The sequence below is a fragment of the Paenibacillus hemerocallicola genome (assembly GCF_006265175.1).
Classification (GTDB): domain Bacteria; phylum Bacillota; class Bacilli; order Paenibacillales; family NBRC-103111; genus Paenibacillus_AB; species Paenibacillus_AB hemerocallicola.
In genome coordinates, this window is the sequence record NZ_VDCQ01000054.1 from 1 (window position 1) to 15,513 (window position 15,513).

At 58.3% G+C, this 15,513-nt stretch carries 15 protein-coding genes; 9 read left to right on the forward strand and 6 right to left on the reverse strand.

Annotation, left to right across the window (positions count from 1 at the left end):
* The first annotated feature begins 333 nt into the window (after positions 1–333).
* The 6 genes from FE784_RS29030 (at position 334) to FE784_RS29055 (ending at position 6,422) form a co-directional block, all read left to right on the forward strand.
* On the forward strand, positions 334–1,419 hold the full coding sequence (locus FE784_RS29030; protein ID WP_176706612.1) for a lactonase family protein: 1,086 nt from the start codon (positions 334–336) through the stop codon (positions 1,417–1,419).
* 283 nt (positions 1,420–1,702) lie between these two features.
* A complete protein-coding gene (locus FE784_RS29035; RefSeq protein ID WP_139605760.1) occupies positions 1,703–3,133 on the forward strand; it encodes a sensor histidine kinase in 1,431 nt (476 codons plus the stop codon).
* Complete coding sequence (locus FE784_RS29040) at positions 3,120–3,836, forward strand: response regulator transcription factor (RefSeq protein ID WP_139605761.1); 717 nt, start codon at positions 3,120–3,122, stop codon at positions 3,834–3,836. Before FE784_RS29035 ends, FE784_RS29040 begins: the two co-directional genes overlap by 14 nt.
* Positions 3,837–4,294: 458 nt before the next feature.
* Positions 4,295–4,798, forward strand: a complete 504-nt coding sequence (locus FE784_RS29045; protein WP_139605762.1) for a thiol-disulfide oxidoreductase DCC family protein — start codon at positions 4,295–4,297, stop codon at positions 4,796–4,798.
* Between the two features lie 17 nt (positions 4,799–4,815).
* Positions 4,816–5,733, forward strand: coding sequence for a DoxX-like family protein (locus tag FE784_RS29050; RefSeq protein ID WP_139605763.1), 918 nt, complete (start codon positions 4,816–4,818; stop codon positions 5,731–5,733).
* 14 nt (positions 5,734–5,747) lie between these two features.
* Positions 5,748–6,422 (forward strand): DUF4166 domain-containing protein, encoded by a 675-nt coding sequence (locus FE784_RS29055; protein WP_139605764.1) that lies wholly within the window; start codon positions 5,748–5,750, stop codon positions 6,420–6,422.
* Positions 6,423–6,650: 228 nt separating this feature from the next.
* On the opposite strand, the gene FE784_RS29060 is transcribed toward FE784_RS29055, so the two are convergent.
* From FE784_RS29060 to FE784_RS29080, 5 genes are all read right to left on the reverse strand, one after another.
* Complete coding sequence (locus FE784_RS29060) at positions 6,651–7,565, reverse strand: hypothetical protein (protein WP_139605765.1); 915 nt, start codon at positions 7,563–7,565, stop codon at positions 6,651–6,653.
* A gap of 93 nt (positions 7,566–7,658) precedes the next feature.
* A complete protein-coding gene (locus FE784_RS29065) occupies positions 7,659–8,177 on the reverse strand; it encodes a DinB family protein (protein ID WP_139605766.1) in 519 nt (172 codons plus the stop codon).
* 66 nt (positions 8,178–8,243) lie between these two features.
* Positions 8,244–9,197, reverse strand: a complete 954-nt coding sequence (locus FE784_RS29070; protein ID WP_139605767.1) for a helix-turn-helix transcriptional regulator — start codon at positions 9,195–9,197, stop codon at positions 8,244–8,246.
* Positions 9,198–9,244: 47 nt separating this feature from the next.
* A complete protein-coding gene (locus FE784_RS29075) occupies positions 9,245–9,574 on the reverse strand; it encodes a hypothetical protein (RefSeq protein ID WP_139605768.1) in 330 nt (109 codons plus the stop codon).
* Positions 9,575–10,465 (reverse strand): helix-turn-helix domain-containing protein, encoded by an 891-nt coding sequence (locus FE784_RS29080; RefSeq protein WP_176706613.1) that lies wholly within the window; start codon positions 10,463–10,465, stop codon positions 9,575–9,577.
* A gap of 128 nt (positions 10,466–10,593) precedes the next feature.
* Between FE784_RS29080 and FE784_RS29085 the strand changes: the two genes are divergently transcribed.
* The 3 genes from FE784_RS29085 (at position 10,594) to FE784_RS29095 (ending at position 14,005) form a co-directional block, all read left to right on the forward strand.
* Positions 10,594–12,849: an FAD-dependent oxidoreductase gene (locus tag FE784_RS29085; RefSeq protein ID WP_139605770.1), complete on the forward strand. Its 2,256-nt coding sequence runs from the start codon at positions 10,594–10,596 to the stop codon at positions 12,847–12,849.
* Positions 12,850–13,057: 208 nt separating this feature from the next.
* Positions 13,058–13,612 (forward strand): DUF1697 domain-containing protein, encoded by a 555-nt coding sequence (locus tag FE784_RS29090; protein ID WP_246132239.1) that lies wholly within the window; start codon positions 13,058–13,060, stop codon positions 13,610–13,612.
* Positions 13,613–13,630: 18 nt separating this feature from the next.
* Positions 13,631–14,005, forward strand: coding sequence for an MmcQ/YjbR family DNA-binding protein (locus FE784_RS29095; protein WP_139605771.1), 375 nt, complete (start codon positions 13,631–13,633; stop codon positions 14,003–14,005).
* A 77-nt stretch (positions 14,006–14,082) separates the two neighbouring features.
* Here FE784_RS29095 and FE784_RS29100 read toward each other — a convergent pair whose 3' ends face one another.
* The gene (locus tag FE784_RS29100; protein ID WP_139605772.1) at positions 14,083–15,492 is read right to left on the reverse strand and encodes a sialate O-acetylesterase; all 1,410 of its coding nucleotides are present in this window, start codon (positions 15,490–15,492) and stop codon (positions 14,083–14,085) included.
* Positions 15,493–15,513: the final 21 nt, after the last annotated feature.

Below are 15,513 nucleotides of genomic sequence, written 5' to 3' on the forward strand. Positions count from 1 at the left end.
TGGTGGAATGGCAGACACGCTATCTTGAGGGGGTAGTGGGCGTACGCCCGTGAGAGTTCGAGTCTCTCCGACCGCATATACAAGTCAAGCGAAGAGTCCTTGCTTCAGTCAAGGGCTCTTTTTTGTATGCTCGTACATACGGGGCGGGTATTGAAGCTTGCGCAGGCGCAGATGTTTTTCTACACGAAGGTTGTTCGGCATCTGTTGGCTTCATAATAATCGGGGGACCAAGAATCGCGGGCAACAGGGCTCTTCAGGCTTCGGTTGCTTTCTTTCCGGGGAAAAGTGTACTCTTAAGGAAAGAGGGAAGCTTACATAGAGGAGGAACGAACCGTGACGGATAAGCAGAAAATGCTGGTGTTTGTCGGCTCGTACGCAGAGGCTGCGGACAGCGGAGTTTATGTATACGACATGGATGTGGAGACTGGGGGATTAACGGAGCTGGACCGGGTATCGGGCGTACAAAACCCTTCGTTTTTGAACCTGGATGCAGCGAAAAACAGGCTGTACGCGATCGGAGAGAGGCTGGAGGACGGACGGCGCTTTGGGGCGGCGGTTTCGTTTGCCATCGATTCCGTGCAGGGGAAGCTTCGGGAATTGAACAGGGCCGGTACGGTGGAAACGACGACTTGTCATATACAGCGTGATGCAGGCGACCGGTTCTTGGTAGTAGCGAGTTACTCGGGCGGGCAAGTAGGGCTCGTGGAGATCGGGGCGGACGGGACGATCGGCAAGCTGCTGGACGCGAAGCAGCACGAGGGCGGCAGCGTTCATCCCGAGCGGCAGGATCGACCGCATCCGCATTCCGCGTTTTTCAGCCCGGACAACCGGTATGTATTCGTGCCGGATCTGGGTATGGACCGCATCCGCGCCTATCGTCTGAATTCGGAGGCGGGCAAGCTGGAGTTCCACGGGGATACGGCGGTGCAGCCGGGAGCGGGTCCGCGGCATTTGGCTTTCCACCCGAGCGGTGCGTATGCGTATGTGATCAACGAACTGGACTCCACGATAACTTCGTTCCGTTATGACGCCGCTGCGGGTACGCTGCAAACGCTGGAGGTCTTGTCCACACTGCCATCCGGTTTCGAAGGCGAAAATGCTACTGCGGAAGTGCAGGTTTCCCCGGACGGCAACTATTTGTACGGCTCCAACCGCGGGCACGACTCCATTGTCGTCTACGCAATCGATGCGGACACGGGCAAGCTGACTTTAGTCGAGCATACGTCCACGCGTGGAGGACATCCACGGCATTTTTCACTGTCGCCCGAGGGAGACTTTCTTCTGGCAGCCAACCGGGACTCGGACAACATCGTCGTATTCCGGGTAGACAAAGAAACCGGCAAGCTCGTCTATACCGGGAACACGGTACAAGCTTCGAAGCCGGTATGCGTGAAGATGGCTGTATTTTCTGTACGGTAATCTAGCTGCGTCTATATAAAAACAAACGGCTTTCCGGAGTTTCGCGGAAGGCCGTTTTGTTTGCGAATTTCTTTGCAGGCGGTCCAACTGCTCGCTAATCCAATCCATGTATCCACCTCCGCGACAAATTAGTATCATCCAATCCGTTGAGGGCTACATGGCCAGATAGGTTAAAGGCTGTCCGCTTGAACCGGGATCGATTCGGGGGTATGATCGTGCTAAGGCGATGTGCCGGTTGTGGAAACGGCGCAATTGCACCAGATCGGCGTAAAGGGTGAGAAGCATGCTCGTATATGCTGCGGCGTTGTTGTCGGCCGCTGTCGTGCTGTTCCGGCTGCACCCGCGGCGCGAAGCCAACCGATGGGCGTTTTTGTTCCTGTTGTTCGCCAGCGTCGGCGGACTGGCCGGATTCATTCGGGAGGATGCGCTGCCCGCGCTTGCCTTGCAAGAGAACGCGCTGACATGGCTGGAGCCGCTCCGGCTGGCAGGAAAGGCGCTCGAGGTTGTCAACCATACGCTTACTCCGTATGGCGTGCTCGTGTTTTGTATCGTTTACTCGGAACGATTTCAACGCGCCAAGCTGTGGCTGAAGGCTACGCTCCTGATCCCGCCGGTCGCGACGGCAGCGGTATATATGGTCGCAACGGAGATAAAGGATTTTTTCCTGCTGTTGTTGCTATGGACGGTGCCTTATTATGGGGCTTCGTGCTGGCTTCTGGTCGATTCCTTCATACGGGAAAGGAATCCTTGGAAAAGAAGAGAACGTTTGATTGTCGCGGTGCTGGTCGTGCCGACCTTGATTGCGATTGCGGCGTTAATTAATGTGGCGAGCGTGTGGGAGCCGGGCTTCCGGTTTTTCAATTATGTTGCTTTCTTTATCGCCTACTCGCTGCTTGCCGGGGTGGCGTTCGCTTTCGGCTCCGGGGTGCTCGGAATCAAGGTGCGAATCGAGCGGGACCCTTTGGAAAGCGCGGTGACGGCAGTCAGCTCGGGAACGGCGATGCTGAACCATACAATCAAGAACGAAATCGCCAAAATTTCGATGTGCGCGGAAAATGTCAAAGCCGCGCTCCCCCCGCAGGACGGGGTTACGGCGGAGCAGCTCGATCTGATTGTAAAGTCGGCCGATCATATGAAGCGGATGGTAGGCCGCATTCACGGCCAGACGCAGGACATTGTGCTGGAGGAACGGCCGATCAGGCTGACGGAATGGGTGGGAGAATGGCTACGCCGCATGTCGTCCGTGCTGGAGCGCAACGGGGTCGCTATAGAAACGAAATTCGAATGCGATCCGGTGCTGCTGGGCGACCGGGTCCATTTAAGCGAGGTTTTGTCCAATATCGTGAGCAATGCGATGGATGCGATGCAGGGCGGGGGACGGCTGTTCGTACGGATTGCCGAGACGAAACGCGGCATCGAGCTTTCGTTCCGGGATAACGGGGCGGGTATTCCGAAGGAGCGGATCCCGCGTGTGCTGGAGCCTTTCTATACGACAAAGGCCAAGTCCGGGGACAATTTCGGACTCGGGCTGACTTACTGCTACCAAGTGATGCGTCAAAGCGGCGGGTCGATCGTGTTGGAGAGCGAGGAAGGCGCGGGGACGACGGTTAAGCTGCTTTTTCCGTTGAAAAAGCGGATATCTGGGACAACGGGGACGTCAACCTCGGGTGAACCGAGTGGAGAAGAGAGGAGGCGGCGGAATGAATCCGATTAAAGTGCTCATCGTCGAGGACGATGCGGACTGGATCAAGGCGATGACCGCATTCCTAAACAAGGAAGAGGACATGCTCGTCGTCGGAGCGGCGGCAAGCCGGGAGGAAGCGGTACGGCTCGCCGGCACGCTCGCATTCGACGTCGCTTTGATGGATATATGTCTGACTCCGGGGCGTTTGGACGGTATTTATGCCGCCATGGAGCTGCTCGATTTGCGTCAAGCGAAGGTCATCATGCTTTCGTCGCTTGAGGACGAAGCGATCATCACTCAAGCTTTCACCGCCGGTGCCGTGCAATATGTGCTAAAGACGGACTACCGGATGCTGCCCGAAACGATTCGCGGAGCGTTCCGCAGCACGAATCCGATGGAGGCGCTGCTGAAGGAATTCGCCCGCTTGAAGCGCGAGGAGCAGTTGCAGCCGTTGACCGGGGCGGAACGGGAGCTGTTCGGCCTGCTGGAGGAAGGGTATTCCCAGCCGCAAATCGGCCGGAAGCTGTTCAAAGCCGAGAGCACGCTGAAAAACCAAGTGAACAAAATGCTCAAAAAGCTCCGTGTTAAAAGCAGCAAAGAAGCGGTGGAGAAGGTGCGTCGGGGCGGGCTGATGCCGGAGGCGACTGAACGCGGGGCGTCGGACCGCAAGGACGCGGCCGGGATAGACCGGAACGGCGAGCGGGACGCCATGGAGGACGTCAGGAAAGAGTGAGGGGTGAGTGAATAAGGTTGAAACCAACCTTATTCCGCAAAGGCAGCATCCCGCGAACGTGAATAGTGCTGATATCAGCACTACATATCCGGCTAGGCGGGGGAAAGCCACGCCGAATCGGGACGGTCGGACAAAATAAGGTTGAAATCAACCTTATTCCGCGAAGGCAGCATCCCGCGAACGTGAATAGTGCTGATATCAGCACTACATACCCGGCTATGGCGGGGGAAGCGGCCAAATCGGACCCGCTTCCCGCCCCAGTGGCTCCCACCATGCTCAAAGCGGCGCTACGGAGTCCGCAAGGGGCAAGTTGTGTCGGATTCAGCTCCCTTTTCTAGAGGGTACTACGATTGTTAGTACCCTTTTTGCATACCGTTGCATGAAAATTGGAACTGCAGCGCAGAGGCCGCCGGGATGTACAATGGACGTACGGGGCGGCCGGAAAGGCGGAAGCGGTCATGGCAGAGCAAAACACGAAAGAGGCTGATATCATTTTGTTCGACGGCGAATGCATGATGTGCAGCGCCATTGTCAGGTTCGTCATCGCGCGGGACCCGGCTGGGCGGTTTCGTTTCGCCTCTCTCGGATCGGACACGGGCGCGGCTATCCGCAATCGGTTCCTTCGGGGACTGGGCATGAGGTCTGCGGCAAGAAGCGGCCAACGGGAAGAGGATAACGTCCGCGAGGTTGCTGCCGGCGGGATGGATAACATCGACTTGCCCGCTCCCGACACGTTCATGCTGGTACGAGGCGACCGGATCTATATGAAATCCCGGGCGGGGCTGGAAGTGGTCAAACGGCTGCGGGGCGCGTGGCCGCTGCTCTACGCCTTCATCGTCGTCCCCTCCCCGATCCGGGACAAAGTGTACGACTATATCGCGCGCAACCGTTACCGCTGGTTCGGGCGCAGCGATCATTGCATGCTGCCTTCCCCGGAAAACAAAGACCGCTTTCTCGAGTAAGGACGGAGGAGAGAGCAATGGGCAAAGCCAAGACGATATACGTCGAGCTGGATATACGAGCCGGAATGGATGCGCTGTGGAATCGGACGCAGACGCCGGAGATGCACGAGAAATGGGATTTGCGATTTTCCGAAATCCGTTATTTGGCCAAGAGGACGCCCGATGAGCCGCAGCGGTTTCTATACGCCACCCGGATCGGCTTCGGCTTGCGTATCGAGGGATCGGGTGTTACGCGCGGATCGATTGAAGAAGCGTCAGGTCGCAGAACGTCGGTACTGCGCTTCGGATCGGATAGCCCGCTATCGCTCATTCGCGAGGGCGGAGGATTTTGGCGGTATATCCCGCATGAGGATAAGGTCACGTTCATGACCCGCTACGATTATACTACCCGGTTCGGACCGCTCGGCCACCTGGCGGACCGGTTGGTTTTCCGCCCGCTGATCGGCTGGGCGACGGCATGGAGCTTCGACCGGCTGCGGCTGTGGCTGGAAAGCGGCATACCGCCTTCCGTTTCATTCGGCCGGTGGCTTGTTCACGTATGCGGAGCATGGCTGCTCGCCTTGCTCTGGATGTATCAGGGCATCGTGCCGAAGCTGATCGCTCCGGAGGCCGGAGAGCTGGACTTGCTCCGGGCCGCGGGATGGTTCTCCGGATGGGAACGCGGAGCTTTGGCGGTACTGGGCTTGGCCGAAGCGGGCTTCGGACTCTTGATAGGGTTACGCTCCAAAGATCGGAGAGTTCATGCATGGGCGGCAGCCGCGCTTGTAGTATTGGCTATTCCGGCGCTCTTGGCCGATCCGGATTTGTGGGCGTCGCCGATGAGTCCCATCGTATTGAGCGGAGCGATGCTGGGGCTGCACGGCACGGTCGCGTGCATGTCGGAGCAATTGCCGTCCGCAGGTCGCTGCCGCAGGCGTCCTGGCAAAGATTGCTAAGGAGGAGAGGACTCATGCCATCCATATATGAGGAAGCGATGGGCAGCGATTTTGCCAAGCTTCATCCGCAAATCCGCAGACGGTTCGGCGTGTCGAGCGCCGAAGGGACCGCCTCGATCGGGCGGGGAACGATGGACCGGATTTGGTATGCCAAGTGGGCTATTGTGCCGCTGTATATCGGGACGGCACGCCATATCATGTTTCCTTCCGGCGGCAGGCGGGTGCCGTTCACGATCGAAAATTATGCCTATACGGACTCGTTCGGAAGGGAAACGGTGAGCTGGATTCGCAAATTCCGATTTCCCGGCAAAATCCGCAGGTTCGACGCTACGATGATCTACAGCAGACAGAGACGCAAAATTGTCGACTATTTGGGGGATCGGCAGCATCTGGCCGTCGATCTCGATATCGGGCCGGCTCCGAACGGAGGAATTCGCATCCGTTCCGGCGAGCAGCGTTTCTATGAAGGGATGCTTCATTTCCGGTTTCCGGGGAAGCTATCGGGTACGGCGGACGTATGCGAATGGTACGACGACGAAGAGGAAGCGTTCAAGATCGAGGTGAACGTGACAAATCCGCTGCTCGGTCCGGTGTTCGGCTACAGCGGTACGTTCCAAGCCGAATTTGTCGAAGCGGGCTGTCCGATCCCTGACGGGATCAAACCGCTAAGGGAAGAGAGTCGGGAGTGAGTCCGGAGCATGGAGGGCCTATAGAGAGAGTACAAATGGGTGTAATGGAGAGAGTATAGAGAGAGTACAGACAGAGAATACAGACAGAATACAGACAGAGAATACAGACAGAGGATACAGACAGAGAGTACAGTGAGAAGAGTATGGAGGGTTTAGAGAGCTTAGAGAGCAAACGGAGACGCTAAAGGAGACGCTAAAGGAGAAGAGGCGGCTGCGCCGCCGCCGGCTTCACTTGTTCGTTTTGCCCAAGACGGCATCGAATAAATAATCGACGCGTTCTTCGCAGCCGACGCGGTTGGACGATTGCATCAATCGGTCTCCGCAAGCCTTTAGCCAATAGCCTCGGACCGGCAGCGAGGAATTGTCGATTTCGCGAATGCCGCCCGTCTCCTCCAGTACGTATTTCTTGCCTTCTTTAATGCCATAGTTGAAAGACGAGCCTTCGGCTTGCAAGCCGTAATAGTGGAAATCGGTGCCCGGCTTCAAGGAAGCCAATTCGGTGTCGTCCAACTGCCGGAAGAAGCGACGGATCGAGACGGATCGGTCGTATTGCACCCACTCCTTCACCTGGCGTCGGGAAATCTTGAATCGGGTCTTCTCCGGCTCGAGCTCGATGCGGAAGAAATCATAGTTTCCTTCGGGTCGGCGTTCGATCCCCTCATAATGCATTTGCAGCAAAGCCCCGTCGGCCTTGTAGCCGGCTTCGAACCGTTCCAGTCTCGTCTCCCCCGATAATTGAAATTTCTTCGTGACGCTGCTCCAATGAGCCGCGAAATCGAAATCGTACATATTCATCTCCGCAGCCGGGACTATGCGTACGCGCTCGTATTCGCTCTTCTCCAACGAAGGCGCGATCCACTGAAGCAGAAACAAACAGAGGCCGAGGTACGCCGCGCGATGCTTCGCTTCCCGGTTCAACTTCGGCCGGGCCACTACAAACAGCAAAAATACGGCGAAGCCGAGAGGAAGGCGCAGCTCGTTCAGACTGAAGGTGAACGCCCCCAATACGGAATAGCCGAACAGCTTCGCGGGAAGCCAAGCTTCTTCCTCCTGCCGCTTCCGGTAAAACAACACGAGCAAGAGCAGCGAAGCGGCAAAAACAACCGCGTTCAGGCCCGCTCCCCACCATTCATCCCGAAACATGGAATCACCGCCTTCCTTCCATTATAGGCGCGAAAAGGCAACCGATACCAGCAAAATAGCTGGCATCGGCCGCCTTCGTTCGGGATTAAAAGATTAGCCGAGCAGCAAAGCGTCCAGCCGCTCCTTTTGGCGGAGGTGGTGCCGGAAATGCATCACGGTCAACACGTACCATTCCTTCGCGTTCAGCTCGCCCAAGCGAGGGTGGGGCGCGGTATGCTCTGCGGGAATTTGCTCCAGTACGGGCTCGACTTCCCGCATCCGCCGGACGACCTCCTTCAAGCCGTCGGCCAACTGAATCTTGCTCTCCGGCTGACTCGGCGTATGGGCTTCGGAAATGACCCGGATCCGGATCGGTGGGAAGGCTCCCAGAGCAAATACGGCTTGCCCCTGCTCATTTTTCACCCCGGCCGCTCCGCGGCTTTCCCTGCATGCCTCGATTTGGCGAAGCTGCATGTACAAGCTCGATTGGATCAAATGAACGTACACTTGGCCCAGCGACCATTCGCCCTCCTCCGGCGTACGGGTCAATTGATCCATGTCGTAGCGCTCCAATTGCTGCGTGTACAGATCGACAAGCTCCTCCAACTGCTCCAGCGATTGTTTCGTATTCATCGTATCGTGCGGCTCCTTTCGGGTTATATGAGCTTATCGTAGCAAATCGCTGCTGACAGCTGTATGTCAGTAGCGTTTCAGCATGTTTTCGATTTCTTGGCGAACCCGGATCCGGAGCGGCTCCGGCTCGAGCACCGTAACGCCCGAACCCCATCCGAGTACCCAGTGAAGCGCGTCGTCAGGCCGGCGAACCCGCAGCGTGACCCTTACTCCTTCCGGCGCAGGCTCGATCGCATGCATATAGAAATAGTCGCTTTCCCGCAGCAGCGCCTCCAGCTCCGGGCGGAACAGCAAACGGACGAAAACGTTCCGGTCGTCGACCGGGCGATACGATTGAAGCTCGAAGCCGGCGGGACGCCGGAAGCGCTCATCCAGCACGGTCAGCTCGCCGATGCGGCTTATGCGGAAATGGCGAATGTCCCCGCGCAGCCGGCAATAAGCGACCAGAATCCAATATCCGTCCGCACTCACGAGTCCGTAAGGCTCCGCGTCGCGAACGCTTTCCAGCTCTGAGCCATCGGCCCCCGGCTTCGCTTTCGTATAGCGAAAACGGACGAGACGTTCTTCCAGAACCGCCTGGCGGAGCCGGGAAAGCTTGTCCGATAGAAGGTCGTCCCCGCCCGCCCGAGACCCGCCATCCACGAGCTTCCAAGCGGACCGCATCCGTACCGATTCCTCCAGCACTCCCTTCGGCAATATCGCCTCGATTTTGCCGCGCGCCGCAAGCGAGCTTGCTTGATACGCCGCGTCGAATTGCCGCTCCACGATATCGAGCCCGAGCAGCAGCGTAACGGCTTCTTCGGCGGTAAAGCCGATCGGAGGCAAGAAATAGCCCTCCATCAAGGAGTAGCCTTGACCGGGCGAGCCGACGACCGGCACGCCCGCCTCGCACAAAGCCTGCACATCGCGATAGATCGTTCTCACGCTCGTCTCGAAGACCGCGGCCAAATCCGCGGCGCGAAGCGTTCCCTTGCGCTGCAGCTCAAGCACGATGGCGAGCATCCTGTCCGTTTTGTTCATGGGATTATCCCGCCTTTCCCTCAGCGGCGCGCCGCTTCTTGCTATGTCTATGCTACTATTTCTGTCTGTCCGTTTCCATCGGAAAATGCCGCAACCGAGTTGAACAAGCAAGGCTCGCCCGGAGGCGAACCTTTTGCGCGTCCGACCCGTTCCTGAACCTGCTGATCGAGCAGCTCGACAAAATCCTGAAAGCGAAAGGCATCGTCAAAATTGTGGCCCGAAACCCGACGCTGATCCAGGTGCTGAAGGTGCAAAACGATCGGTTGTTCCATAGGATCTACACCGACATGACACAAATTATTTTGTGAAGTATTGTTCTTGAACGATAATGACCGCCGTCCTGCGTCAGGGCGTCGGTTTTTCATTTGAAATTCCAATCAAACCCGGTGCCGCCTGCGGTACTCCGACGGGGCGACTCCGATCCGGGAGGCGAACAGGCGGCTCAAATAGTAGCCGGTCGCATAACCGCAGGAGGCGGCGATCTGTTCGACGGTCATCCGGGTTTCGCGAAGCAGCCGGCACGCCCGTTCCATCCGCAGGCCGGTCAAATAGTCGCCGGGCGTGGCCCGGTATGCCGCGCGAAAGCGGCGGATGAGCTGCACGGAGCTTAAGCCGAGCTCATCCGCCAGCTCCTTGACGCCGAACGGCTCGGCGCATTGCTCCTCCAGCCGCTTGGCGGCCCTAAGCATCAATTCGTCCTCGCTGTGGGCGCCGTCGCGGGGATAGTGAGCTTCGGAACGCTCCAGACACCATGTTTTCCAAATATCGTTCCAATAATGGCCGATCAGGGGAAGCTGATCGGGAATGGACAGCGTATCGATCCGCCTCCATTTGTCGAACGTATCGAATAAACGCTGGCGGTTGTCCGGCGTGAACATGACGGGCAGCCTCGAGCTTGCGTTTTCGCTGCCTTCGTCGTCTTCCGCTACCGCGGAATGCGATTCTTTCCGGCTCAGCAGGACGAAATGGAACGACAGGGTCGAGGTGGTCATCGTCCGTATGAAGGCGACGGAAGGCGGGCAAAGGACGAGACTGCCGCTTCCCGCCGTTCCTTTCGACTCGCCGATCCCATACGAGAACGAGCCGCTCTCGACCGCGAACAGGCACCAGTGCGGATAAACGTCCGCAGGCATGACGAATTCCCGCTTGTTCTCCCAGTACGTATAGTCCTGCACGCTCCATTCCAGCTCAATCAGCCGAAGCGGGGACGGAACGAATCGGACGCCGGCGTCCGATTGGGCATTTCCTTCGCCGTTCGTTTCCGGCATATGGCAGACTCTCCTTGTTGTGGTGAAATAAAAGATACGAAAGATGATCAAATCGTGCATTTTAAGCCGAGAATGAGCTGGTATGATGAAATTATATATATCATAACCTGACTAAGGTGGTTTTGACCATGCGCAATGAAACGATACAAACCGATATAACGGTAGTCGGGGGAGGCTTGGCCGGCGTCTGTGCGGCGATTGCCGCGGCAAGGCTCGGGCAAACGGTAGCACTCGTGCAAAACCGTCCGGTTCTCGGCGGCAATTCGAGCAGCGAGGTACGGGTGTGGGTATGCGGCGCGACCGCTCACGGGACACACCGCTATGCGCGGGAAACGGGAATTATGGGCGAATTATTCGTGGAGAACCAGTATAGAAATCCGGACGGCAATCCGTATTTGTGGGATTTGGTCGTCCTGGAAGCGGTGAAGGCGGAGCCGAACATCCGGCTGTTCCTCAATACCGACGTTCACGAGGTGGAGGCGGACGGGGACGAGCACGACCGGACGATCCGTTCCGTAACGGGCTGGATGATGGCCTCCGAGCGGCGGATCCGTTTCGAGAGCGCGGTTTATCTCGATTGTACGGGCGACGGGCTCGTCGGCTTTCTGGCCGGGGCGAAGTACCGCATCGGCCGCGAAGCGCGCCACGAGTTCAACGAGGATTGGGCGCCGGAGGTTGCCGACGACATAACGCTCGGCAGCACCATTTTGTTTTATACGAAGGATGCCGGCCGTCCGGTCAAATACGTTCCGCCTTCCTTCGCGAAAAATATAACCGAAACGACGATCCCGATCCGGCGCGTCATCCGCAGCGGCGATTCCGGCTGCCATTATTGGTGGATCGAATGGGGCGGAGAGCTGGATACGGTACACGATAACGAGCGCATCCGCGACGAGCTGTGGTCGGTCATTTACGGCATATGGGATTACATCAAAAATTCCGGCAAATTCGATGCCGCGAACATGACGCTGGAATGGGTAGGATCGGTTCCGGGCAAACGGGAGTACCGGCGGTTCGTCGGCGACTACGTGCTGAACCAGAACGATATTATCGCCCAGCGGGAGTTCGAGGACGGAGTCGCGTTCGGAGGCTGGTCGATCGACCTTCATCCGCCGCAAGGCATGTACTCGACGGAGAGCGGTTCGAAGCATCTGCATATAGACGGCGTGTATCACGTGCCGTTCCGCTCGCTTTATTCCGTCAACGTCCGCAACATGCTGATGGCCGGCCGGGACATCAGCGCCTCTCACGTTGCCTTCGGGACGACGCGCGTCATGGCGACGTGCGCCGTCATCGGCGAAGCCGCCGGCACGGGCGCCGCGCTGTGCGCGGCCAAAGGCGTCACGCCGCGCGAGCTGCACGCCTCGCATCGCGGCGAGCTGCTGCAGACGCTGCTGCGCCAGGACGCTTCGATCGTCGGCCTCCGCAATGCGGACGGCCTCGATCTGGCCCGACAAGCGCGCAGCAGCGCCTCCGGCACGCTCGCCCGGCTCGCCGTAGAGAACGCCGGGGATGAGAGGCACCGGCTCGCAAACGACGTGGCGCTGCTCTTACCCGTGGAGCCGCGGCTGGACGGGCTCGAGCTGCTGCTCGACGCCGATGCGGCGACGACGGTGGAGATCGAGCTGTGGGATACCGGCCGCAAGGAGAATTACGTGCCGCACACGCGGCGCGCGTCGGCGTCGGCCGACGTGCGGCCGGGAGAGAAGCAGTGGGTCCGCTTCGAGCTGAGCTGGACGCCGGACGAACCGCAGAATGCGTTCGTCATCGTCAGAGCGAACGAAGCCGTACAGCTGCACCATTCGAGCGAGCCGTTGTCCGGCGTCCTGATCTTCTTTGGCGAAGGGAAGCCGCACGTATCCGCGCAGCTGGAGGATCACCGTCAGGACCAGCCGGTCGTGAGGTGGCGCATGGCGCGCAAAACGCGCAAGCCTTTCTGCTTCCGCGCTCCGGGAGAGACGTCCGCCTATTCGCCGGTTAAAGCGGTGAGCGGTTACCGCCGTCCTTACGGCGGTCCTCAGCAGTGGATGTCGGAACGGGTTGGCGCAGACTCGGAACAATGGCTGCAGCTGGATTGGGATGCAGGCGTCTCGTTGAAACGGGTCGAGCTTACGTTCAATGACGACGTGAATGAGGATTTGATCAACCTGCATCATCACCACACGCCGTTCGAGACCATTCCCGAGCTCGTTCGCGATTACCGCATCGAGGCATGGGACGAAAACGGATGGAGGACGCTGCTTCGCGAGACGGACAATCGGAAGCGCAAGCGCGTGCATCTGCTGGCCGAGACGATCCGGACGGAGCGGCTGAGAATTGTCGTAGAAGCGACGAACGGCAGCGGCTATGCGGAAATCGTGGAAGTGCGGGCATACGGGGAGTAACGATATACGATGCAAGCTCAAGCAGCCGTTGCAACAAACGGCTGCTTGTTGCCGTTCCGCCGGCTGAAGCGCATGGAAGCTCGTCCCGACCGATCATGCTCTGTTTGCCGACTGTATTTGTCAGCCGAAATAGACGATAATGGGGATAGAATAGTGCCGCCCGCAAGATGGAGGCGGTATTCGGGAATAGCGGAGAGAGGACGAGCCGATGAGTATGGAAACCTACATAGCGCTGCTGCGCGGGATTAATGTAAACGGACAAAAGCTGATCAAGATGGACCGCTTGAAGAGCATTTTCGAGTCGATGCAAGTCAGCCAAGTGAGGACTTATATCCAGAGCGGGAACGTTCTGTTCGAGGCTGAGGAGCAGAGCGCCGACCAAGTGCGCCGAAGCATCGAAACCAAGCTGAAGGAAGAGCTCGGCTACGAGGTCGACGTAGTCGTCCGAACGAAAAGCGAGCTGGAGCGAACGATCGCGCAAAATCCTTTTGGCGATATGGAGTCGCCGGAAGACGGCAAACTATATGTATCCTTTCTGTCCGAGGAGCCGACTGCAGAAGCTTTTGACGTGCTGGCTTCGTTCCAAAGCGATGTGGACGAATATCGCGCGGACGGACGCGAAGTATATATTCGCTGCCGGGGCCAATACGGCAAATCTTTGTTTTCCAACAATTTTCTGGAGAAAAAGCTCGGCGTTACGGCCACGACCCGCAACTGGCAGACGGTCAATAAGCTGGCAAGCATGGCCGGAAGCCGTACATAAACGACAGGAGGCTCGATGATGGAGCACGATAAAAGCATGAAGTCGAAGGAAGGGACCGAAATGCTCGAGCAGGTGCGCCGCATATGCGGCTCTCTTCCGGAAGCGGAAGAGATAATCGACGGTTTCGGCCATACGGTGTTCCAAGTCAACGGCAAATCGTTTGCAAGACTCGGCGAAAGCGAGGGGGGCGGCGCCGGATTGTCGTTCAAATCGGACCGCGAAACCCAGGAGCTGCTGCTCCAGCAGGAAGGCTTCTTCAAAACGCCGTACATCGGCCATCACGGCTGGGTATCGGTGAAGCATCCGCAAGATTGGAGCATGCTCGGGGATCTGCTCAAGGAAGCGTACTTGCGGGCCGCTCCGAAACGTCTGGCGAAGCTGATGATGCCGTAAGCTGCAGGAAGTCGAAAAGCGCGCCGTCCCTTATATCGGGCTGGTGCGCTTTTCGCGTCTTATCCTATCATAGATCGCTATAAGAGAATCGGTCCGAAAGCAAGAAGCGGGATTCCGCGCTCGTCCTTGACGTTGACGGCCGGGTTCAAGCCGTTGCCGTGCCAGAGCCGCGTTCCTTCCGGAGCGGAACGCTCGAACCGAAGGAGCAAGCAGTCTCCTTCATCCGGTACGACGGCCGTAACGGGGAGAGGAGATCCCGAATGGTCCGCGGCAAACCCGAAAGCGTACCGGACAGGACGCAATCGTCCGTTCACGCCGTCGAGCGCGATGCGAAGCTCGGTCCGGTCGTCGTTCCAAGAAAAATCGATGGGGCGCGGACCGGGTTCGGCCGCGTCGATTCCGTAAACCAAGCTTAACGCGCGCCACGCCATCCGCTTGCCGACCTCCTTGAGCGAGGGGGCGTCCAAATGGATCGGATCGGTCAACGTAGCGTCGATCGTAGGGACGACGGCCGCACGGCCGAGCCCGTCTTCCAATAGCCGCTGCTCTTCGCGGATACGGTCCCACGTCTCGGCTTCCCGGCCCGAGATATAGAATACGGAAAGCTGCGCGTAGATGAATGGAAGCTCGTCGTCTCCGATATCCCGCCGCAAAGCCGCCACGAACGATTCCATCCGCTCGCGGTATTGCGGTGCGGCCTTCTCGTTAGCGTCGCTTTCCCCCTGGTACCAGAGGCAGCCCTTCGCTTTCCCGCCCAGCTTGCGAACTTTGCGCATCATCGCGCTGTACAGCGTCGTGCCCGTATCGCCAGGCCGCTCGGGGCTCCACTGCTCCATGCTCGTTCCGCCATGCGCGCACATCAGGAGTCCGACGGGCACGCCCGTATGCTTCAGCAGCTCTTTGGCGAACGGTATGGCTAGCCCGGCTCCTTTCGTACGGTTTTGCCGCGCGATAATGTCGGTAATGTCCGGATGCTGCGGCGTCGGAGTTATCCGATGCACCGGATCGATTGAATCGTTCAGCCAGCACAGCGGTTCTTCCGCCATTGCCCAGCGGTCCCCCAAGTAGAAGCAGCTGATTCCTTCCTGCGGCGTTTCCACTTCGAGCAGCTTGCCGCAGCCCTCCATATTGGATTGGCCGGCCAAAATCCAAAGGTCGCCTACGAAAACGGGCTCCACGCTGAAAGACGCGACGACCGGTTTATCCGACTCGCTTGACGATGCCGATAGGCGGACATCAATCCGGTAACGTCCGACCGGTACGGAGTCCAGCTGTCCTTCGAAAGATGCTCCGTCGATGGAACCAATCGTTCTCCATTGTGCGTCTGACGAGTCCGAGGCGATTCTCGCTTCCACTTTGCCGTGCGCGGATTCCGGCATTCGGAAGCGGATCGGTATGTCGGCCATATTCCGTTCGTTTCTTTGGTGCACGGCATGCGGGCTCGGATCGATAACGATGACCTGTGTCTTTTCACTAACGGGATTCATTCAAGCGCCCCCTCGAAATCT